Below are 21,248 nucleotides of genomic sequence, written 5' to 3'. Positions count from 1 at the left end.
ACTCTCACCAGCGGAGCCGCGTATGGATCGCAGAAACTTCATCAAGAAGGGAACCGCTCTGGCGCTGGCGGCGCCTGCCGCCTTCTACGGTCGCTCGGCGTTCGCCGCGCCGTCTCATCAGGGAATGCGGGTGGGCCTGATCGGATGCGGCTGGTACGGGAAGACCGACCTGTTCCGTCTCATCCAGGTGGCCCCCGTCGAGGTCGTCTCGCTCTGTGACGTCGACCGCAACATGCTGGCGGATGCCGCTGCGATGGTGGCACAGCGACAGCGCTCGGGCGCCACGCCGCGGCAGTACACGGACTACCGCGAGATGCTGCGGCACCGCGACCTGGACGTGGTGCTGGTGGACACCCCCGATCACTGGCACGCGCTCGCCGCGATCGAGGCCATGCGGTCCGGGGCGGACGTCTGGGTGCAGAAGCCGATCAGCGTGGACGTCATCGAGGGGCAGGCGATGGTCGCGGCGGCACGCAAATACGGACGGGTGGTCCAGGTGGGGACCCAGCGGCGCAGTACGGCGCACATCGCCGAGGCACGCGAGCTGTTGCGCTCCGGCCGGCTGGGGAAGGTGGGGCTGGTGGAGACCTACTGCTACTACCACATGCGTACCCGGGAGAACCCGCCCGACTCACCTCCTCCGGAGTATCTCGACTGGGAGATGTGGACCGGACCGGCCCCGATGCGCCCCTACAACCGGCTGGTCCATCCGCGCGGTTGGCGCGCCTTCCGGGAGTACGGCAACGGCATCCTGGGCGACATGTGCATCCACATGCTCGATATGGCCCGCTGGTTCCTGGACCTCGGCTGGCCGCGGAGCGTGGCGTCGACGGGCGGGATCCTGGTGGACGCGGAGAGCAAGTCCAACGTCCCGGACACGCAGACGGCGACGTTCGACTTCGAGGATGTCACCGTCGTCTGGCAGCACCGAACCTGGGGGCATCCCGTCGACGAGGATTATCCTTGGGGCGCGACCTTCTACGGGAACCGGGGGACGCTCAAGGTGAGCGTGAATGGCTACGACTTCATCCCCCTGTCACAGGAGGAGCAGCCGATCCACCGCGAAGTGAAGATGGAGCTGGACGAGTATCCGGAGGATCGCACCGAGAAGGACCTCGAGCGGCACGTGGCGCCCGCCATTCGCGCCCACATGGTCGACTTCCTCCGCGCCATCGAGAGCCGAGGGCGGCCCATCTCGGACATCGAAGAGGGCTACATCTCCACCGCCAGCTGCATCCTCGCCAACCTCGCGCTGGATCTCGGCCGCACCCTGCACTGGGACGCGGCGGAGCAGCGGGTGATCGACGACCCCGAAGCGAACGCTCGGCTCGCCCGACCGTATCGCGAACCGTGGATTCACCCGGATCCCGACAGAGTGTAGAACTTCCCGATCCGTAGCCCCGGGCCCGACTCGCTGAACAGCTCTACCCGCTGGCCTGTCTCCGCCGCGTGCCGCGCGGCGATGTCGCGCACGGCTTCCTCGGCGTCGGAGCGGGCGAGAACCGCAACCGTCCCCCCGCTCCCCCCGCCCGTGATCTTGGCCCCGAAGAGGCCCCGGGTGGGGCCCGCGTCGCGCACCAGCTCGACCAGTCGATCGGTCGCCTCGCTGCCAAGGCCGCACGCTCCGTAGCTGGCGTGGGAGCCGTACATCAGCTCGCCCATGCTCAGCGCGGCTTTGTCCACTGAGGAGAGCGATGGGACGAGTTGCGCAAAGGCCGCTACCCGTTCGTTCTCCAGTACCGGATGTAGAGTCGCGGCACGCACCGGGTACTCGCGCTCCGGATCCACCCGGGTAGCCGTGTCGGTGTGGCCGCCGTAGCGGGCGAGGAAGTCGTACCCGCGCAGGCGATGGGGCAGAAGATCTTCGAACTCCCCCAGCTCGTCCGGCGTGAGGTTCGCGAGGTAGCCGCCCCACCGCCCGTCCTCCACGATCGCCCGCTCCTCTTCGAGGCGCACCGGGAGCCCCGCTGCCTCCGCGATGATGCGGTACCCCATGAACGCCGCACAGCGCACCGTGCTGTAATCGGCACCCGTAACCGCGTGACGGACCCCCGAGTCGATGCCGAAAAAGCGGTAGTCGGCAGGCACCTCGAGCGTGTCTTCCAGCTGGTCCGGTTGACAGCGGATGCGAAGAAGACGATCGCGCTCACCCAGCGCGCTGGTGAGCTGGTCCATGATCCCGCACGGGGCGCCGACCACGTGGTTCTCCACCCACTGGCAAGTCCTTGCTACCTCCTGCCCGGTAAGCTCCAAACCCAGGTGCGCCGCCACCGTCCCCATGACCGCCACCTCCAGCGCCGCCGAGGAGCTCACCCCCTTGCCCTCGGGGACCCAGCTCAGGATCAGCAGGCGAACTCCGGCGGCGGCGCGGGAGACGTCCTTGCCCGCGCGCGAGAGGCAGGCGCCCACCACCCCCGCGACATATCGGATCCAGGGGTCCCCATCGTCCTCCGTTGTGGCGCTCTGGACGGAGGTCTGGTCGGAGCCCGGATGGGTCGCTGCACGCGCGAGCTCGTGGAGGTCGAGCGTGGCGAAGCTCGTCCCCCGCTCGCGTAGCGATAGAACGGATATGCTGGGAGAGTCGTGCGGCTGAAGGACGGCGAAGGTCGCGACGGCGAGGGGCAGCTCCAGGACGAGCGAGCCGCTGTAGTCGGCGATCCCACCCATGACGTCGAGCCGGCCGGGGGCCCGGCCGATCAGCACCGGCAGCGAGGGATCGAGAAAGCGTGCGACGAGGGGGTCGGGATCGCCACGAAGGGAAGTCAGACGTTCGAGGACGGGAGTGAACCAGCGGAACTCACCCGTGCTCCGCAGCGCTGCCAGATCGCGTGGCCGGGTGACGATCCGCGTCATCGCCCGAGCAGCCCTCGCCGGGAGAGGATCCTCCGCAGCTCCGGCTCGACCCGCTCGCGCAACGCCTGATTGGCGTACCCGACCCAGGCCACATCGCTCTCGAGATCCAGCGGAACATCGAGCTCGCCGCCGGACGGATCGGTGATCACCACACCTACCTCCTGTGCGATCAGCGCGGTGCAGAGGTCGTAGGGGTGGCAGCTCAGGCCGCGGGGGAGTCCGCGCTCGCGGCGAATGCCTTCCATCAGCGGCCGCAGGTCCGCGATGAAGCGGTCGCGGCCCGACATCAGCGCGTGGAGCTGGCCGCCAGTGCAGGCGTACTGGTCCTCGAAGCAGGCGGCTTTACCCGCCACGGGAGGTCCGACGACCGCCTCCACCAGCTCGTCGTCGATGGCGGCGAGCACGTCGCGCGCACCGGGGAAGAAGCGAACGATGGTGGCAAAACCGTGCTCGAGACCGCGGGCGGCGGAGGGGCGCAGCGGGATCGACCAGCTCTCGCCGGTGAGTCGGTTCCGGCGGGTCGCAACGGCGCCGGCTCCGCGCAACGCGTAGACCTGGTCGCTGAGGTGCTGATTGACCAGCGGGATCTCCGTCTGCACCGCGAGCACCACGTCCTTCAGCGAGGTGTGCTCCCCACGATTCGGGGCGACCCCGGTTAGAATCCATCCCGGCCGCTTCTGGTACATCAGGCCGCGCGTGCCGTCGATGGGGTCCACGATGACGCGCCAGCGGCAGTCCTCGGGCGGGGTGCCCTCCGGCAACGCGACTCCGGCCTCTGGGAGCCCCTCCGCGATCAGCAGGACGGGCTCGCGCCGCGAGATGGTCTCCATCCCCGCGATCAGCTCCTCCTCGCCGACGCGGTCAATGTGATAGATCGTATCCCCCACTTCCTCTGCCGCTACCGCGCTGAGCTCGTCGGCGGTCGACTGCTCGCACGCGCCGAGCACCGAGTCGCGGATCCGGTCGTGAAGTGCCAGCAGCGGTTCGAGCAGCGGACGTGGATCAGCCATGAGCGGAGGTGCGGTAGTGGGTGGCCGAGACGGCCCGCAGCTCCGCGGCCTTCTCCTCCGGCGAGGTGTCGTTGAGGAAATTGCCCGCGCCCACCTCCGGTCCGGCCAGGTACTTGAGCAATCCCGGACGCCGCAGCGGCGTCAGGATCTGGATGTGGAAGTGGAACCCCGGGTAGCCGCGTCCGTCGGTAGGTCTCTGGTGGAAGACCATGACGTAGGGGAGCGACATCTCCCACAGGTTGTCCAGGCGCACCAGGGTCTCGCGCAGGACTTCGGCAAAGGTGGTCAGCTCGCCCTCGGAGAGCTCCGCCAGGCTGGAATGCATAGCCGCCGGCGCCACGTAGGTCTCGTAAGGATAGCGGGCGAAGTAGGGGACGAAGGAGAGCGCATCGCCGCGATCGACCACGATGCGGCGGCCGTCCGCACGCTCGGTTTCGATGATCGTCTCGAAGAGCGGTTGGCCGTGGGTGGCAAGGTGCTCGGCGAAGGCCTCCGCCTCCACCTCGATGGTGCGGAAGACGAAGTTGGTCGCGTAGATCTGCGCGTGCGGGTGCGGGTTGCTGACCCCCACCACCTCACCCTTGTTCTCGAACATCAACACGCAGGCGACCTCCGGGCGCGCGGCGAGCTCCCTGTATTGCTCCTGCAGCACCCGTAGCAGCTCCACGATCTCCTGGGCCGAGAGCTCCGCCAGGGTGAGGTCGTGACGGGGTGTATAGCAGACCACGCGCGAGAGCCCGTCAGCTCGGCGCTTCCGGTAGATGCCGGGAGCCGGCTCGAGTTCACGGGGGGCTTCCGGGCCGACGCAGGGGTGGTCGTTATCGAAGACGAAGACGCCCTCGTAGCGAGGGTTCCGCCGGCCCGAGATGCGCAGATTGCCCGGGCAGAGATAGCAATCGTCCTCATAGCGCGGCAGCTGGCGCGGCCCGGTCTCTACCTGCTCCCCTCTCCACGGTCGATTATCCCGATGCGCTGATACCACCACCCACTCCCGCCGGAGCGGATGCCAGCGCTCCTCCCAGGTCTGGCCGGCGATCATCAGTTCACGATCTGATCGATCGTCCCGACGGAGACGGCGTGATAGGTGGGCCTCGCCTTCTGGTAGATGCGGCGAGCAATCGGCTGCCCCCAATCGCCTTCGTCCATCAGCGCCTGATAGAGCGGTTGGAGGAACTTGCGGCGACCCTGGGAAGTGAGGAACCGCTCCAGCGAAGGGATCGCCGGATCGTAGCGGTTGTCCACCGCCAGGCGGAGCCAGGCGAACAGGATCTCGCTGTTCCCCTCGCTGGAGAGGGCGAAGGTCCGATCGAGATCCTGGAGCTGCTCTCGGGTGAGCTCGCGCGGGAGCACGCCGAGGAAGTGCAGCCATTCCTGTGTGCTCCACTCGGCGGTCTCCAGCTCGGGCGCGGGAGTGCCGGAGGTGAAGGCCTGCGCCTGCGCTTCCACCGCCGCGAAGGCGTCCGAGCGCGGGACCACCGCGTTGTCCGGGACCCCCGTGCCGTACGCCCATTCCTCCAGTTGCAGCCGATTCTCGAGGGCGGTGTCGCCGGCGATCAGGTGAGTGCGAAGGTCCTGGAGGAAGCCTTCCGTGGTCATCGGCTGGAAGGCGTGTCGCTCGAAGTAGGCGCGCAGATACTCGTCCCAGCGCTCCCGGCCGACCGCGGCCTCGATGGTGCGCAGGAAGGCGGCACCCTTCTCGTATGGGATCTCGGTCATTCCCTCGTCCGGATCCCGGCCGGCGAGGTCGACGTGCAGTCGGGTATCCGGTGCGTCGGCGCCGCCGAGGCTCTCGACCTCCTCCTGGAGAGTGCGCCAGCCGAGCGCCTGGAGCATGCGCGCTCGTTCCACTCCGTAGAGCGCCTCCATGATCCGGTTCTCGAAGTAGGTGGTGAAGCCTTCGTTCAACCAGAAGTCGGACCAGGTGGCGTTGGTGACCAGGTTGCCGGACCAGGAGTGGGCCAGCTCGTGGGCGATGAGCGACACCAGCGAGCGATCGCCCGCGAGGACCGTGGGCGTGGCGAAGGTGAGGCGCGGGTTCTCCATCCCGCCGAAGGGGAAGGAGGGCGGGAGCACCAGCACGTCGTACCGCCCCCACCGGTAGGGTCCATAGAGGGTCTCGGCCGCGCTGACCATCTTCTCCAGGTCTGCGAACTCGCGGGCGGCACTGTCGACCACCGCGGGTTCGGCGTAGACGCCTGTTCGCGGGCCTATGGGGCGGAAGTCGATGTCACCGATGGCGAGCGCGATCAGGTACGGTGGGATCGGCTGCTCCATGCGGAAGCGGAAGGTACGGCCGGAATCCCCGGGCTCACCTTCCGGCGTCAGCATCTCCGCGCTCATCACCGCCACCAGAGGCTCGGGAACGGTGATCTCGGCCTCGTAGGTCTGCCGGATTCCCGGGCTATCCTGGGTAGGGATCCAGGTCCGGGTGAGGATCGCCTGTCCCTGCGAGAAGAGATAGGGATGCTCGCCGCCCGCGGTCTGTCGCGGATCCAGCCACTGGAGCGCTGCCGCTTCCGGGCGCGTATGGTACTCCACCACGACCCGTTGCACCCCCTCATCCGGAAGGGAAACCACCAGGGGCTGGCCCCGCACCGGGTCGCCCTCTCCCAGCCGCCAGTCGAGTGGCTGACCCTCGGCGGTTCGCACGCCGAGGATCTCGAGGTCGCGCGTATCCAGCACCACTTCGCTGGCCCCCGGAGCAATGGTCAGGTCGAGTGTCGCGGTGCCGCTGAGCTGCTTTGCCTCGAAGTCGGCGTCAAGGTCGAGCGCTACGTGCGTGACGCGCGCTTCGTCCGGGCGGGCGAAGGAGTGGATATCGCTTTCCGAGACGGCGGGCTCCGCGTCGGATCCGGCATCGGATCCGGTCGAGCAGCCGAGGCTGATCACGCCTACCGCCACGGCTACCGCGAGCCGGACTGGAGAGGTGATAGAGGGCATGACAGATCGAGCAACGGGTCTGAGGTGAGGCGCGCGGCAGGGTCGCGCCGGCGGCGACTAGTAGTGGAGTTCCCTCGCTTTGTTCCCAGTTTGACACCGTGGCGGCGCGGGGTCTAGCTTCGGCGACAGGGCGGTTGTAGCCCCCTGGCGGCCTGTAGCCCACGAGGATCCGCAGGCCAGCAGCCCTCGAACGGTGCCCCAACTGGCCGGTCAACCATCGATGGTCGAATCATGGGCGCGAACCGTGGATGCCGAGATCATGCCCGCAAGCTGGCCGATATCGAGAAGTCGCCCTACGAACCAGCGAGATGACGAGATCATCTTCGCCCGCACCGCCCCAATCGTCCCGAAGTCAGACCTCCTCTCGGTGACGATCCCCCGCGATGGCTCGGCGTAAGCCCCGCAGGAACCGGCCCCGTACCGGGGCCGAGCGCCCCGCCCCCCCGCCGCCCAGCGGTCGCGTGGGTGCACGCCGCTGGGTGTGGGCGGGCGCGGCCCTGATCGTGGTGGTGGCGATCGGAGCCGCGTTGCTGTTCCGGCGTGGTGCGGGGCCTGGTTCGGAGCATGCCGAGCAGACCCCCGAGGCTGCCAACGCCGAGTTCGTCGGATCACAGCGCTGCGCGAGCTGCCACGAGGAGCAATTCGACGGCTGGATGGGCTCCCAGCACCAGCAGGCCATGCAGGTGGCCACCGAAAAGACGGTGCTGGGGGACTTTTCCGGCGTGCGCTTCACGGACCAGGGGGTGACCACCACCTTCCTGCGACGCGACAGCCTCTTTTTCGTGCACACGATCGGCCCGGACGGCCAGGAGGGAGAGTTTCAGGTTCGCTTCACCTTCGGCGTCTACCCTCTCCAGCAGTATCTGATCGAGCTGGAAGGCGGCCGCATCCAGCCGCTCACCGTGGCCTGGGACTCGCGTCCCGCCAGCGAGGGAGGGCAGCGCTGGATGACATTGTATCCGGGTGAGCGGATCGAGCACACCGACGAGCTCCACTGGACCGGACGGCTCCAGAACTGGAATTTCATGTGTGCCGACTGCCACTCGACCAACGTCCAGAAGAACTACGATCGGGAGGCGGACGCCTTCGCCACCAGTTGGAGCGAGATCAGCGTGGGATGCGAGGCGTGCCACGGACCCGGATCGCGGCACCTCGAGTGGGCGGCCAGCGCCGACGCCCAGGAGGACTACGCCGGTCTGGACGCGGCGTCGATGGGGCTCCTGGTGGCCCTCGACGAGCGGGAAGGGGTGACCTGGCGGGTGAACCCGAGTACCGGCAAGCCCCAGCGCAGCACTCCGCGGGCGACTCAGCGCGAGATCTCCGTCTGCGCCCAGTGCCACTCGCGACGTGCGCAGATCGTCGAAGGATACACTGCCGGTAAGCCCTTCCTGGATTACTACCTCCCCTCGCTGTTGATGCCTGGCCTCTATCACGCGGACGGTCAGCAGCGCGACGAGGTCTACATCCACGCCTCGTTCCTCCAGAGCCGGATGTTCGCAGCGGGGGTCACCTGCTCGGACTGCCACGATCCCCACTCGCAGCGTCTGAGGGCGGAGGGCAACGCGGTCTGCACCGGCTGTCACACGCCCGAGCGCTACGATACGCCCGAGCACCACTTCCACCCCGCGGACGGGGAAGCGGCGCAGTGTGTCTCCTGCCACATGCCGGAGACCACCTACATGCAGATCGACCCGCGGCGCGACCACAGCCTCCGCGTGCCGCGCCCGGACCAGACGGTCTCGCTGGGCGTTCCCAACGTCTGCAACGGCTGCCACACGGAGCGGAGCGCCGAGTGGGCAGCCACCACCGTGCGCGAGTGGTATGGGCACGATCCCTCCGGCTTCCAGACCTTTGCAGAGGCCTTCGCCGCGCACGAGGCTGCCGAGCCTGGCGCCGCCACCGCCTTAGCCACCCTCGCCACCAGCCGCGAGCAGCCAACCGTCGTGCGCGCTTCGGCGCTGGCGAGGTTGGCGGACCTCCCGTCCGTAGTTGTCCTGGAGGCAGCCCGCGTCGGCCTGGCCGACCCGGACCCCCTGATCCGCCACGCCGCCCTCTCCGCCCTGGAAGGGTTGCCGCCTGAGCAGCGGGCAGCGCTGGTGACGCCGCTGCTATCCGATTCCGTGCGGATCGTCCGGCAACAAGCTGCCTGGTTGCTTGCGCCGGCGACGGCCTCGCTACAGCTCCCCGCCGCCCGGAGCGCGTTCACGCGGGCGGCCAACGAGTTCATCGCCAGCCAGCGCTACCGGGCCGATCGCCCGGAGAACCGCGTCACGCTGGGGACCTTCTTCGCGCAGCTCGGCCGCGTGGGTGAGGCGGAGGCGGAGTACCGCGCCGCCCTGCGCATGCGTCCTGGCGAAGTGGCGGCTTACGTCAACCTGGCCGATCTCTACCGTGCGCAGGGAAGGGAAGCGGAGGCGGAGCGGGTGCTGCGCGATGGATTGGAGCGCCTGCCTGAAGACGCGAACCTCCACCATGCGTTGGGTCTCTCCCTGGCGCGCTCCGGCCGCGAGGCGGAGGCGCGGGAGAGCCTGCGCCGCGCCGCGGAGCTCGCTCCGGAAGAGCCGCGCTTCGCCTACGCCTACGCGGTCGCGCTTCATTCGGGGGGCGAAGCGCGACAAGCGATCGCGGTACTCGAAACAGCCCTCGAGCGTCACCCCCGCGATTATGACCTGCTGTTCGCGCTGGCCACCTTCCACCGCGATGCGGGGGAGCGGGCCGCGGCGCTGGCGGCGGCGGAACGGCTGCTCGCCACCTTCCCGCAGGATCCGGTAGCGGCCGAGCTGGTGCGGTCTCTACAAGCGGCTCGATAACTCCCATGCCGCCTGCCTCGACCGCTCCCGCCGCAAGCGGGAGTTGACACCTTCCCCCCGCGCGACCTACGATTCGCCCGGCCTTCCCCGACTCTGCTGACAATCTCACTCGATCGGCCTTTGGAGACCTTCGCTCTCGCACCAATCGACTACGCGATCCTGATCATCTACTTCGCGTTCGTGCTCGGCATCGGGTTCGCGCTGCGCCACTACATGCGGTCGAGCACGGATTTCTTTCTTTCGGGGCGGTCGATCCCGGCATGGGTCGCGGGGCTAGCCTTCCTGTCCGCCAATCTCGGCGCGCAGGAAGTGATCGGCATGGCCGCCTCCGGCGCGAAGTACGGTATCGCCACCAGTCACTTCTATTGGGTAGGGGCTATCCCGGCGATGGTTTTCGTGGGCGTGTTCATGATGCCGTTCTACTACGGCTCGCGTGCCCGCTCGGTACCCGAGTACCTGAAGCTACGCTTCGACGAGAAGACGCGCGGCTTCAACGCGATCAGCTTCGCGGCCATGACTGTCTTCTCCTCCGGGATCTCGATGTACGCCATGGGCCTGCTGCTCGGCGTGCTCCTCGGCTGGGACTTCAACGTCAGCGTGCTGGTCTCAGCTGTGATCGTGCTGCTCTACATCTTCCTCGGCGGGCTCACCTCCGCCATCTACAACGAGGTACTGCAGTTCTTCCTCATCGTCACGGGCTTCATCCCCCTGGTCTACCTCGGGCTGCGCGATGTGGGCGGATGGGACGGGCTGACCCAGCGCCTCGAGGTAACGGCCAGCCAGGCCGGCTTCGCCCCGGGCGCCTGGACGCATTCATGGGCCTTCATGGGCGATGCGGCCACGAACCCGATGGGCGTAGAGTGGTTCGGCCTGGCGATGGGGTTGGGTTTCGTGCTCTCCTTCGGCTACTGGACGACCGACTTTCTGGTCGTCCAACGAGCGATGGCCGCTGACTCGATGAGCGCCGCCCGCCGCACCCCCATCATCGCCGCGTTCCCGAAGATGATCTTCCCGGTCCTGGTGATCCTCCCGGGGATGATCGCGATCGCGCTCACCACGCAGGCGGGTGCGAGCGGCTTTGCCCTGCCCATGGGCGAGGATGGCACGTACAACTACGATCTCGCCATCCCGCTCATGCTGGTCCACTACTTCCCCTCGGGATTGCTCGGCCTCGGGCTGACCGCGCTGATGGCTTCGTTCATGTCCGGGATGGCGGGTAACGTCACCGCCTTCAACACGGTGTGGACCTACGACATCTACCAGGCCTACATCCACAAGCACGGCTCCGACTCCCACTATCTGTGGATGGGCCGCTTCGCCACTGTCTTCGGCATCGGGCTCTCGGTGCTGACCGCGTACGCGACGACGGCGTTCAACAACATCATGGACATGCTGCAGCTCGTCTTCGCGTTCGTGAACGCTCCGCTCTTCGCGACCTTCCTGCTGGGGATGTTCTGGCGGCGCACGACCGGCCACGGGGCCTTCACCGGGCTGGTGGCGGGCACGCTCGCCGCCGCAATCCACCACGGCCTGAGCCTGCCGGTCGGCTCCGCCACGGGCATCAAGGGTGGATACCTGGCGGTGCTGGGCACCTACCCGAGCGAGATGGCGCAGAACTTCTGGACGGCCATCTACGCCTGGACCACCTGTTTCGTGGTCACCATCGTGGTGAGCCTGCTGACGCGGCCGCGCCCGGCGGAAGAGCTGCGCGGTCTGGTGTACAGCCTGACGGAGCGACCGCGCGAGGAAGGGGTGCCCTGGCACCGGCGCCCCGCAACGCTCGGCGTAGTGGTTCTTGCATTCACGCTGGTTCTGAACCTCGTGTTCTTCTGATCGCGTCTCCCGCAACCGCCGGAGCCTACCCCTCGGTCGAGGTAAACTGGTGGGTGGGCGCACGCGGAAAGAACGCAACTGCACTCCACGCCGGAGTAGCCGATGGGAATGGACATCCGCCTCCCGATGGGGGCTTTCTTCACGCTGATCGGCATCCTGCTGGCCGTGTACGGCCTGGCCGCCGATCCCTCGATCTATGTCCGCTCGCTGGGGGTGAACGTCAACCTCGGTTGGGGGTTGGTGGTTCTGCTCTTCGGGGTGTGGCTTCTCTACCTCGCCCGCAGAGGCACCGCGGCACCTCGCTCGGCGGAGGTCGACCCGGAAGGACGGGAGATCGAAGAGCGAGAGTACCGCGAGGGTCTGGAGAGCAGCAATCCCGTCGTGCGCCCGCCCGGGACCGAGGAATGACCTGTTCCCCCGCCTGTAGCTTCGCCGGCCGCTCGTGAACGGATCCTTCCGACCGCAGGAGGATCCGCATCGCCGCTTCAATCCGCTCACCGGCGAGTGGGTCCTGGTATCTCCGCACCGTATGCGACGCCCCTGGCAGGGGCAGATCGAGACGCCGGAGCCCGAGGTGCGACCGGAGTACGATCCTGCCTGCTATCTCTGCCCGGGGAACACCCGAGCTGGTGGTCACCGGAATCCACCGTACACGGACCTCTTTGTTTTTGACAACGACTTCTCTGCGCTGCTCCCCGACACCCCGCAGGGTGAAATCGACGAGGAGGGGCTGCTGGTTGCGCGCGCCGAGAGCGGCATCTGTCGGGTGGTGTGCTTCTCTCCCCGCCACGACCTCACGCTGGCGGGGATGGAGCCCTCCGCGCTCCGCCGCCTCGTCGATCTCTGGGCCGACCAGTACGAGACGCTGGGAGCGCGCGGCGACATTGCCTCCGTGCAGGTCTTCGAGAACCGAGGTACCATGATGGGGTGTAGCAATCCGCACCCCCACGGCCAGATCTGGGCGCAACGGTCGATTCCGCTGGAGCTGGCGAAGGAGGGGGCGCGGTTGCTGGAGTACCACGAGCTTACCGGGCGCTCCCTGCTCGCGGACTACGCCGCGCTCGAGCTACGGCGCGAGGAGCGGATCGTCTTCGAACAGGGGTCGGTGCTCGTGATCGTACCCTACTGGGCGATCTGGCCGTTCGAGACGATCGTTCTACCGCGACGACGAATGGCCAGCCTCTTGGAGATGGAGGCGAATGAGCGCGACGACCTGGCGGTGGCCCTGAAGCGGCTCACCAGCCGCTATGACAACCTGTTCGGGACGACCTTCCCCTATTCCGCCGGAGTCCACCAGGCCCCGACGGACGGCAAGGATCATCCCGAATGGCACCTACACTTTCACTTCTATCCTCCGCTGCTGCGCTCCGCCACGGTGCGCAAGTTCATGGTCGGATACGAGATGATGGCGGAGCCGCAGCGCGACCTCACCCCCGAGGCCGCGGCCGCGCGGCTACGCGAAGTACCTGAGTCCACAACCGTACATCGATGATTGAGGCCGGCGCGCCTGCCGGCGGAGAGGGCGGGAGTTTTGAGGGATCGTATGAATGAAGCGGCCCCGACGGTGCGCGCGCGGGTCATCGACGCCTTCCGGGCTAAGTGGAACGAGGAGCCGTCACTGGTCGTGCGAGCGCCCGGCCGGGTGAACCTCATCGGGGAGCACACCGACTATAACGACGGCTTCGTCCTGCCGATGGCGATCGAGCCGGCGGTATGGATCGCGCTCAGGCCGCGTGAGGATACGGTGATCTCGGTCCAGTCGCTCGACTACGAGCGCGTGCGCAGCTTCGACGCCGCCGCCCCCGAGCGCGGGGACGGGGGTTGGATCGAGTATCTCAAGGGAACCGCGTGGGCGCTGGCAGACGCAGGCCGTCCTGTCGCCGGATGGGACGGTGTGCTGGGCGGAGACGTGCCGATCGGCGCGGGGCTCTCCTCCAGCGCGGCGGTCGAGCTCGCCACCGCGCGGGCGATCACCGCCGCGGCCGGGGCGCCCTGGGACGCCAAGGAGATGGCCAGACTCTGCCAGCGCGCCGAGAACGCCTGGGTGGGGGTGCAGTGCGGGATCATGGACCAGATGATCTCCGCGGTGGGACAGGAGGGCCACGCGGTGCTGATCGACTGCAGAACGCTGGACACCACCGCGGTGCCGCTTCCCGAGGAGGCACTGGTGGTGATCCTCGATACCTCCACCCGACGGGAGCTCAGCGGCTCGGCGTACAACGAACGGCGCACCCAATGTGAGCTCGCCGCCGAGCATTTCGGTGTGAAGGCCCTGCGCGATCTCACCCCTGAGCGCTTCGAAGAGGGGGTGGCGGGACTCGACCCGGTCGCCGCCCGCCGCGCCCGCCACGTCGTTCTTGAAAATGCCCGGACTGAAGCCGCGGCCGAAGCCATGCGCGCAGGTGATGCTCAGCGGCTCGGCGCCCTGATGGCCGAGAGCCACCGCAGCCTGCGCGACGACTTCCAGGTCTCGAGCGAAGCCCTCGACACCATGGTGGAGATTGCTTCCGCACACCCCGCCTGTTTCGGCGCCCGTATGACCGGCGCCGGCTTCGGGGGATGCGCGGTCGCCCTCGTGCGTCGCGACTCGACCGAGGAATTTACCGAGACCGTTGTCGAGGCCTATCGCCAGCGCACGGGACTGGTTCCCAAGGTATATGTGACGCGTGCGACAGCCGGCGCCGCCGTGGACCAGTTTCACCTTGCTCCTCCCCTGGCGCGCGGCTAAACTCCCTGCTCCTAGGCCCCTTCCCGGAGTATACCCATGGCAGATCGCTACGACCGTCGAAAGTTCCTGCGCGCCGCCGCTGCAGGGCTCGGCGCCGGATACGCACTGACTTCCGACCGCCTCGCCGCGCAGGCGAGCCGCCGCCCCGCGCCCACCGGCCTGTTCGCCGCCGAACCGCTGGAGAAGGTTCGCGTCGGCTTTGTTGGCGTCGGCCACCAGGGCACCAGCCACGTCCGGAATTTCCTGCGCATCCCCAACGTCGAGGTGACCGCGATCTGCGACCTGCTTCCCGAGCACATGGAGCGCGCGCGGAAGCTGGTCACCGATGCAGGGCAGCCGCAGCCGCAGGGTTTTGCCGGAGGGCCGGAGGACTATCTGCGACTCTGCGATCTACCCAACGTCGATCTCGTCTTCACCGCGACCCCCTGGGAGCTCCATGCCCCGGTGCTGCTCGCTGCCATGCGGGCGGGGAAGCACGCCGCGACCGAGGTCCCCATGGCTCCCACCATCGACGAATGCTGGGAGCTCGTCGAGACGGCGGAGCAGACGCAGCGGCACTGCGTCATGATGGAAAACTGCTGCTACGACCGGGCCGAGATGATGATTCTCAACATGGTCCGGCAGAACCAGTTCGGTGATCTGCTCCACGCCGAGTGCGGGTACCTCCACGACCTGCGCAGCTTGAAGCTGACGGACTACTATGTGAACCGCTGGCGGGTGAAGCACTCCATCACCCGCAACGCGGACCTCTACCCCACCCATGGCGTCGGACCGGTCGCGCAGTGGATGAACATCAACCGGGGGAACCAGTTCGAGTACCTCGTCTCGATGGCGAGCCCCGGTCGCGGTCTGAACCTCTGGGCCGCGGAGCACATCGGTCCGGACAGCCCTGAGGCGAAGCAGAAGTACGCGCAGGGCGACGTGATCAATACCCTGATCAGGACGGTCGCGGGCCAGACGATCCTGATCACACACAACACCAACTCGCCCCGTCCATACAGCCGGAACATCCTGCTGCAGGGGACGCGTGGATTGGTGCGTAAGTACCCCGAGCCGCTGATCTACCTGGAGGGAAGGTCGGAGGACGACGCCTGGGAGGACTTCAACCAGTATCGTGCGGAGTTCGACCATCCGATCTGGCGTGCGCTGGAGGCGGCATCGGCGGGCGCCGGCCACGGCGGCATGGATTACATCGAGGACTACCGGCTGGTGCAGTGCCTTCTGAACGGCGAGCCCACCGATATGGACGTGTACGACGGCGCCGCCTGGAGCGCGATTGTCGACCTGAGCGAGCGCTCCATCACCAATCGTAGCGCCGCGGTAGACTTCCCCGACTTCACCCGCGGTGGCTGGCGCACGCGTCCGCCGCTGGGGATCATCGATCCTGGCAAGATGGAGTCGAGCACGTCGGCATGAACGGTCGCCCCGTCCACGCGTCTCGGCAGCGGATCGATCGGCGCACCTTTCTGCGGGCCAGCGGGCTGGCGCTCGGAGCGGCGGCCACGAACCCAGGCCTGGCGCGCGCGCTCGGCCCGGCGCTGACCGGGATCGCCGCTGCGCGTCCCGTCCCGTCGCCCGCGCAGCTCGCGTGGCAGCGGGACGAGCTGACCATGTTCGTCCACTTCGGCATCAACACCTTCACCAACCGTGAGTGGGGCGACGGGAAGGAAGACCCGGCCCTCTTCAACCCGGCCAGACTCGATGCCCGCCAGTGGGCTCGCGCCGCGCGCGACGGTGGCTTCAAGCTGATCATCCTGACCGCCAAACACCACGACGGCTACTGCCTCTGGCCAACCGAGACGACGAGACATTCGGTCGCGAGCAGCCCTTGGCGTGATGGCCAGGGCGACGTCGTCCGCGAGTTCGTCGACGCCGCGCGAGCCGAGGGCCTGAAGGTAGGTCTCTACCTCTCTCCCTGGGACCGCAACGCGCCCATGTACGGGGACTCCCCGGCGTACAACGACTTCTATGTACGCCAGCTCACCGAGCTGCTCACCTGGTACGGACCGATCGCGGAGGTGTGGTTCGACGGGGCGAACGGGGAAGGCCCGAACGGACGTCGGCAGGAGTACGACTGGCCGCGCTTTCATCAGACCGTCCGCACGCTCCAGCCGGACGCGATCATGTTTTCGGACGCCGGGCCGGACATCCGCTGGATCGGGAATGAGCGAGGCATTGCCGGAGACCCCAACTGGTCGACAGTCGATCCGACAGTCGTGCCATATCCGGGAATGTCGGGGCCGGAGATCATCCATGCCCTTCAGCACGGACACCCCCACGGCACTGTCTGGCGCCCCGGCGAGGCGGACGTGTCGATTCGGCCGGGGTGGTTCTGGCATCCGGAGCAGGACACCGAGGTGCGCACCGCCGAGAACCTGCTCGAGCTGTACTTCATGTCCGTGGGAAGGAACGCCAACCTGCTGCTGAACGTTCCGCCGACCAGCGACGGTCTGTTCCATGAGACGGACGTGCAGCGGCTGCGGGAATTCCACGAGCTGCGGGAGCAGGTCTTTGCCCGGGATCTCGCGCGCGGGGCTCGCGCCTCGGCGAACCGGGGAACGGGAGCGTCGCGGGTCCTCGACGGTGACCCGGATACCTACTGGAGCCCCGGAGGAAGCGCGCGCTCGGGCTACGTCGAGCTGGATTTCGCCACCCCCGTGGAGTTCAATGTGGTGGAGCTGCGCGAGGCCATTGCCGAGGGGCAGCATGTCGAGCGCTACGAGGTGCACGCCCTGACCCCGAACGGCTGGACCATCGCCTCCAGCGGAAGCACCATCGGCAACCGCAAGCTCGATCGTACCCCCGAGCCGATCAGCGCACGCCGGATCCGCCTCTCCATCGAATCGGCGCTGGACGTGCCACGCATCTCGACGATCGGACTGTACCGGCAGGCGGTTCTGTGAGCCGAGGCAGCCAGGAGCTACGACCTGCGAATCAGGAGTGTTCGACGGACCCGCAACGGCTCGCCGGGGCGGTACGCTGTTCCTGATTCGTCCACTCGGACCGACGCCTTCTACCCGCCGCTCGTATGCACCTCGCTCCCATCGATTGGGCAATCATCATCCTGTCGATCGCCATCTCGTTCGTCCCGGCGATCCTGCTGGCCCGCAGGGCAGGGTCGAGCACGGCGGAGTTCTTCACCTCCGGACAGGCCGCGCCCTGGTGGCTGATCGGGGTGTCGATGGTCGCCACGACCTTCAGCACGGATACCCCGAACCTGGTCACCAACCTCGTGCGCGAGAGCGGCGTGGCTGGCAACTGGGCCTGGTGGGCGTTCCTGCTCACGGGCATGGCCACCGTCTTCTTCTACGCCCGCCTCTGGCGCCGCTCCCGCGTGCTCACCGACCTCGAGTTCTACGAGATCCGCTATTCGGGCAGGGCGGCGACCTTCGTGCGCGGGTTCCGCGCGGTCTACCTAGGGCTCTTCTTCAACTGCGTGATCATGGCGTCGGTGAACCTGGCCGCCGCCAAGATCGCCGCCGTGCTGCTGGGCTGGCCTATCGGCAAGACGCTCACCTACTGCGTCATCATCAGCATCGCCTTCGCCGCCATCTCCGGTTTGTGGGGGGTGATGGTGACGGATCTCATCCAGTTCGTCGTGGCGATGACCGGCGCTATCGCGGCCGCGGTCTTCGCACTTCGGCAACCGCAAGTGGGCGGGCTCTCCGGGCTGCTGGAGCGTGTTCCCGCGCAGACGCTCCACCTGCTGCCGGACTTTGGTGACTGGTCCCTGACGCTCACGCTGCTGGTCATTCCGCTGACCGTGCAGTGGTGGTCGGTCTGGTACCCGGGGGCGGAGCCGGGCGGAGGTAGCTACATCGCGCAGCGGATGTTGGCCGCCCGGAGCGAGCGGGACGCCCTTTCCGGGACGCTCTTCTTCAACGCGGCGCACTATGCTCTACGCCCATGGCCGTGGATCCTGGTGGCGCTCGCGTCCATCCTCGTCTTTCCTACGCTGGACGACATCGCCGCCGCCTTCCCCTACGTCGACCGCAGCCTGATCGGTCACGACATGGCCTATCCCGCCATGCTGACCTTCCTCCCCGCAGGGTTGCTGGGCCTGATGATCGCGGGGATGCTGGCCGCCTACGTCTCCACCATCTCAACCCACCTGAACTGGGGTACTTCATACCTGGTGCACGACCTCTACCGGCGATTCATCCGGCCGGATGCGACCGAACGCCACTACGTCTTCGTGGGACGCGTGGTCACCGGACTACTGATGCTGGTCGCCGCCGGGGTCACGCTGGTCCTCGATTCAGCCCGTCAGGCCTTCGAGCTGCTGATGTCCATCGGCGCCGGCACCGGCCTGATCTACCTGCTGCGGTGGTACTGGTGGCGGATCAATGCCTGGACCGAGGTGGCCGCGATGGCCAGCTCCTTCGTCGTGTCTGTGGGCTTCTTCATCGCGGCACAGCGTGGCGGTACCATCCCGGCGCACGTGTCGCTGCTCGTGACGGTGGCCGTCACCACGGCCATCTGGGTGGTCACGACCTACCTGACCCGCCCGAGCTCGGAAGAGACGCTGATTGAGTTCTACCGCCTCGTGCGACCCGGGGGACCGGGGTGGAGGCCGATCGCGGAGCGGGCGGGCCCCGTCACCGCGGGTGACAGCCTTCCGCAGGCGCTGCTCGGGTGGGTGCTGGGGTGCACGGCCATCTACGGAGCACTATTCGGGAGCGGCAGCTTTCTGTACGGCGAGATCGCGCAGGGGATGGTCTGGCTGGTCCTCTTCGTTATCAGCGTGGGCGGGCTGATGCGCATCCTGCCGCGTATGTCGCCTGGAGTACGATCGGGCGGCTCCGAGGAGGCGGAACCGGTAGAGGTGGGTAGGGGATGAGCGAAGGGCAGGCAACCCGGGCGGTCGTGCTGGCCCGCGGGCTGGGCACGCGGATGCGCCGCAACGACGATTCGGCCCGACTCGATGCGGAGCAGGCTGCAGTCGCGGCGACTGGCCTGAAGGCGATGATCCCGGTCGGGCGGCCCTTTCTCGACTTCGTTCTTTCCGGCCTGGCTGACGCCGGCTTCAGCGACGCCTGTCTGGTTGTCGGCCCGGAGCACGACGTCGTGCGGGAGCGCTATGGTGGGCCGGATGCCCCGCGCCGGATCAACGTCCACTTCGCCGTACAGGAGCGCCCGCTTGGCACGGCGGACGCCGTGCTCGCGGCGAGCGGATTCGTGGACGGAAATCCCTTCGTCGTGCTGAACTCCGACAACTACTATCCGGTCGAGGCGCTGGTGGCTCTGCGTCGCCAGGGCGCCCCCAGCCTGCTCGGATTCGAGCGTGAGAGCCTGATCCGGGACGGAAATATCGGTCCGGAGCGCATTCTGAGCTTCGCGCTGCTCCAGACAGCGCCGGACGGCACCCTCACGAAAGTGGTGGAGAAGCCCGACCCGGAGATCGCTCGCGAGCTCGGTCCGGGGGCGCTGGTCAGCATGAACTGCTGGTGCTTCACGCCGGAAATCTTCGAAGCATGCCGGGCCATCCCGGTCTCGGAGCGTGGAGAGCTGGAGATCCCGCGGGCGGTTCAGTACGCGATCGACCACATGGGGATGAAGTTCGTCGTGGTACCCGCCTCAGGCGGTGTCCTCGATCTCTCCTCGCGCGCCGACATCGCCGCCGTAAAAGAGCGGCTCAGCGAAGTCGAGGTGCGCCTCTGATCTCCGGCTTCACCGATCCCGGACTCGGCGCAGGAGCGCCCCTCGGCGACCTCGCCGACGGGCGCCATCCGCTGCTCTCGCGCCTCCAGGGACACTGGACCAGGAGTGCTCCGACCAGCGTGGCCCTCTGCGCCCGCGCGTTGCTGCGCCGCGGCCACCCCCCGAAAACTCCCGCCAAGGTCTTTCTGGTACCCGGCCGGATCGAGGTGCTCGGCAAGCACACCGACTACGCGGGGGGGCGCAGCCTTCTCGCCGCGGTGGAGCGTGGCTTCACGCTTGTATCCACGGAGCGGGACCAGCCCCGGGTGTGGGTAGAGGCGCTCGACCTCAGGGACGCCGTCGACTTCGAAATCAGGCCGGACCTGCAGCCGGGCATCGGGTGGACCAACTATCCGATGACAACCGTGCGCCGGCTGGCGCGCAATTTCTCCGAGCTCCGGCGCGGCGTCGACGTGGCCCTGAGCAGCGACCTGCCGCCGGCCTCTGGTATGAGCAGCTCCAGCGCGCTCATCATCGGGATCTTCCTCTGCCTGGCCGCGGCGAACCGGCTACAGGATCGGCCGCTCTTCCGGGAAGCGATCACCGACCTGGATGCGCTCGCCTCCTACCTCGCCGCGGTGGAGAGTGGACAGGGGTTCGGTCGGCTGGCGGGGGATTCGGGGGTCGGGACGCACGGGGGAAGCGAGGACCACACCGCAATCCTGCAGGCGCGCGAGCGGACCCTTCTGCAGTACCGCTTCGTGCCGGCCGCCCGCGAACGGACCCTGCCGATGCTGTCCGGCTACCGCTTCGCTCTCGCGGCGAGTGGGGTGCAGGCGGAGAAAACCGGGGCCATGCGCGAGCACTACAACCGCGCCTCGGCGCTCGCCCGTGCCCTGCGCGACCTCTGGATCCGTTCGGGCGGGGCGCCCGCGGTCAGCCTGGCCGCGGCACTGCGCTCCTCCCCCGACGCCGCCGACCGGCTGCGAGCGCTGTTGCAGTCCCCTGAGCGACTCGGCTTCCCCCCGCGTGACCTCGCCGCCCGGCTCGACCACTTCGTGTTGGAGAGCGAGGTGCTGATCCCCGCCGCCGCCAACGCGCTGGCGGAAGGGCGGCTGGATCGCTTCGGAGAACTGGTGGACGAGTCGCAGCGCGCGGCGGAGACCCTCCTCGGTAACCAGATTCCCGAGACCGTGGAGCTTGCGCGCGCGGCGCGGCGCCTGGGTGCCGTGGCGGCCTCCGCTTTCGGCGCCGGCTACGGAGGCAGCGTCTGGGCCCTCGTTCCGGAGACCGAGGTCGAGCGCTTCCTGTCTGAATGGCGATCCGCCTACGCCGCTGACTTTCCCGGTCGCGCCGGGAAGGCGGTCTTCTTCTCCAGCGACGCCGGTCCCGCGGCGCGACGGGTGGCGTGATGGCATGACTTCCCACCCTCGG

Annotated in this window: 15 protein-coding genes; 11 read left to right on the top strand and 4 right to left on the bottom strand. The window is 67.9% G+C overall.

What is annotated here, in order from left to right:
• The first annotated feature begins 22 nt into the window (after positions 1–22).
• Positions 23–1,381: a Gfo/Idh/MocA family oxidoreductase gene (locus VF167_14335; protein ID HEX6926596.1), complete on the top strand. Its 1,359-nt coding sequence runs from the start codon at positions 23–25 to the stop codon at positions 1,379–1,381.
• On the opposite strand, the gene VF167_14330 is transcribed toward VF167_14335, so the two are convergent.
• The 4 genes from VF167_14330 to VF167_14315 are packed head-to-tail and all read right to left on the bottom strand — an operon-like array spanning position 1,357 to position 6,803.
• Positions 1,357–2,853, bottom strand: a complete 1,497-nt coding sequence (locus VF167_14330; GenBank protein HEX6926595.1) for a hypothetical protein — start codon at positions 2,851–2,853, stop codon at positions 1,357–1,359. The genes VF167_14335 and VF167_14330 overlap by 25 nt on opposite strands.
• The gene (locus tag VF167_14325; GenBank protein ID HEX6926594.1) at positions 2,850–3,863 is read right to left on the bottom strand and encodes a hypothetical protein; all 1,014 of its coding nucleotides are present in this window, start codon (positions 3,861–3,863) and stop codon (positions 2,850–2,852) included. Before VF167_14325 ends, VF167_14330 begins: the two co-directional genes overlap by 4 nt.
• Complete coding sequence (galT, locus tag VF167_14320; protein ID HEX6926593.1) at positions 3,856–4,902, bottom strand: galactose-1-phosphate uridylyltransferase; 1,047 nt, start codon at positions 4,900–4,902, stop codon at positions 3,856–3,858. The genes VF167_14325 and galT overlap by 8 nt, the downstream gene beginning before the upstream one ends.
• On the bottom strand, positions 4,902–6,803 hold the full coding sequence (locus VF167_14315) for a M1 family metallopeptidase (GenBank protein ID HEX6926592.1): 1,902 nt from the start codon (positions 6,801–6,803) through the stop codon (positions 4,902–4,904). Before VF167_14315 ends, galT begins: the two co-directional genes overlap by 1 nt.
• A gap of 461 nt (positions 6,804–7,264) precedes the next feature.
• Here VF167_14315 and VF167_14310 point away from each other — a divergent pair, with 461 nt between their 5' ends.
• From VF167_14310 to VF167_14265, 10 genes are all read left to right on the top strand, one after another.
• A complete protein-coding gene (locus tag VF167_14310) occupies positions 7,265–9,613 on the top strand; it encodes a tetratricopeptide repeat protein (protein HEX6926591.1) in 2,349 nt (782 codons plus the stop codon).
• Positions 9,614–9,733: 120 nt separating this feature from the next.
• Positions 9,734–11,446, top strand: coding sequence for a sodium:solute symporter family protein (locus tag VF167_14305; protein HEX6926590.1), 1,713 nt, complete (start codon positions 9,734–9,736; stop codon positions 11,444–11,446).
• A 102-nt stretch (positions 11,447–11,548) separates the two neighbouring features.
• On the top strand, positions 11,549–11,854 hold the full coding sequence (locus VF167_14300; GenBank protein ID HEX6926589.1) for a hypothetical protein: 306 nt from the start codon (positions 11,549–11,551) through the stop codon (positions 11,852–11,854).
• A gap of 34 nt (positions 11,855–11,888) precedes the next feature.
• Entirely contained in the window at positions 11,889–12,938 is a 1,050-nt protein-coding gene (locus VF167_14295; GenBank protein HEX6926588.1) for a UDP-glucose--hexose-1-phosphate uridylyltransferase, read from the top strand.
• Positions 12,939–12,989: 51 nt separating this feature from the next.
• Positions 12,990–14,174 (top strand): galactokinase, encoded by a 1,185-nt coding sequence (galK, locus tag VF167_14290; GenBank protein ID HEX6926587.1) that lies wholly within the window; start codon positions 12,990–12,992, stop codon positions 14,172–14,174.
• A gap of 36 nt (positions 14,175–14,210) precedes the next feature.
• Positions 14,211–15,590 (top strand): Gfo/Idh/MocA family oxidoreductase, encoded by a 1,380-nt coding sequence (locus tag VF167_14285; GenBank protein HEX6926586.1) that lies wholly within the window; start codon positions 14,211–14,213, stop codon positions 15,588–15,590.
• Entirely contained in the window at positions 15,587–17,077 is a 1,491-nt protein-coding gene (locus tag VF167_14280) for an alpha-L-fucosidase (protein HEX6926585.1), read from the top strand. The genes VF167_14285 and VF167_14280 overlap by 4 nt, the downstream gene beginning before the upstream one ends.
• Positions 17,078–17,202: 125 nt before the next feature.
• Positions 17,203–19,014, top strand: a complete 1,812-nt coding sequence (locus tag VF167_14275) for a sodium:solute symporter family protein (GenBank protein HEX6926584.1) — start codon at positions 17,203–17,205, stop codon at positions 19,012–19,014.
• Positions 19,011–19,835 carry a nucleotidyltransferase family protein gene (locus VF167_14270; protein ID HEX6926583.1) on the top strand — a complete coding sequence of 275 codons (825 nt, stop codon included), beginning with the start codon at positions 19,011–19,013 and terminating at the stop codon, positions 19,833–19,835. Before VF167_14275 ends, VF167_14270 begins: the two co-directional genes overlap by 4 nt.
• A gap of 119 nt (positions 19,836–19,954) precedes the next feature.
• Positions 19,955–21,226 (top strand): galactokinase family protein, encoded by a 1,272-nt coding sequence (locus VF167_14265; protein HEX6926582.1) that lies wholly within the window; start codon positions 19,955–19,957, stop codon positions 21,224–21,226.
• Positions 21,227–21,248 lie beyond the last annotated feature (22 nt).

The organism is Longimicrobiaceae bacterium (assembly GCA_036375715.1).
Lineage (GTDB): Bacteria > Gemmatimonadota > Gemmatimonadetes > Longimicrobiales > Longimicrobiaceae > DASVBS01.
This window is presented reverse-complemented; position numbering and strand designations above follow the sequence as displayed.

Coding starts and splice junctions, on each gene's coding strand:
- VF167_14335 (HEX6926596.1), top strand. CDS start 23: ATGGATCGCAGAAACTTCATCAAGAAGGGAACCGCTCTGGCGCTGGCG.
- VF167_14330 (HEX6926595.1), bottom strand. CDS start 2,853: ATGACGCGGATCGTCACCCGGCCACGCGATCTGGCAGCGCTGCGGAGC.
- VF167_14325 (HEX6926594.1), bottom strand. CDS start 3,863: ATGGCTGATCCACGTCCGCTGCTCGAACCGCTGCTGGCACTTCACGAC.
- galT (HEX6926593.1), bottom strand. CDS start 4,902: ATGATCGCCGGCCAGACCTGGGAGGAGCGCTGGCATCCGCTCCGGCGG.
- VF167_14315 (HEX6926592.1), bottom strand. CDS start 6,803: ATGCCCTCTATCACCTCTCCAGTCCGGCTCGCGGTAGCCGTGGCGGTA.
- VF167_14300 (HEX6926589.1), top strand. CDS start 11,549: ATGGGAATGGACATCCGCCTCCCGATGGGGGCTTTCTTCACGCTGATC.
- galK (HEX6926587.1), top strand. CDS start 12,990: ATGAATGAAGCGGCCCCGACGGTGCGCGCGCGGGTCATCGACGCCTTC.
- VF167_14285 (HEX6926586.1), top strand. CDS start 14,211: ATGGCAGATCGCTACGACCGTCGAAAGTTCCTGCGCGCCGCCGCTGCA.
- VF167_14280 (HEX6926585.1), top strand. CDS start 15,587: ATGAACGGTCGCCCCGTCCACGCGTCTCGGCAGCGGATCGATCGGCGC.
- VF167_14275 (HEX6926584.1), top strand. CDS start 17,203: ATGCACCTCGCTCCCATCGATTGGGCAATCATCATCCTGTCGATCGCC.
- VF167_14270 (HEX6926583.1), top strand. CDS start 19,011: ATGAGCGAAGGGCAGGCAACCCGGGCGGTCGTGCTGGCCCGCGGGCTG.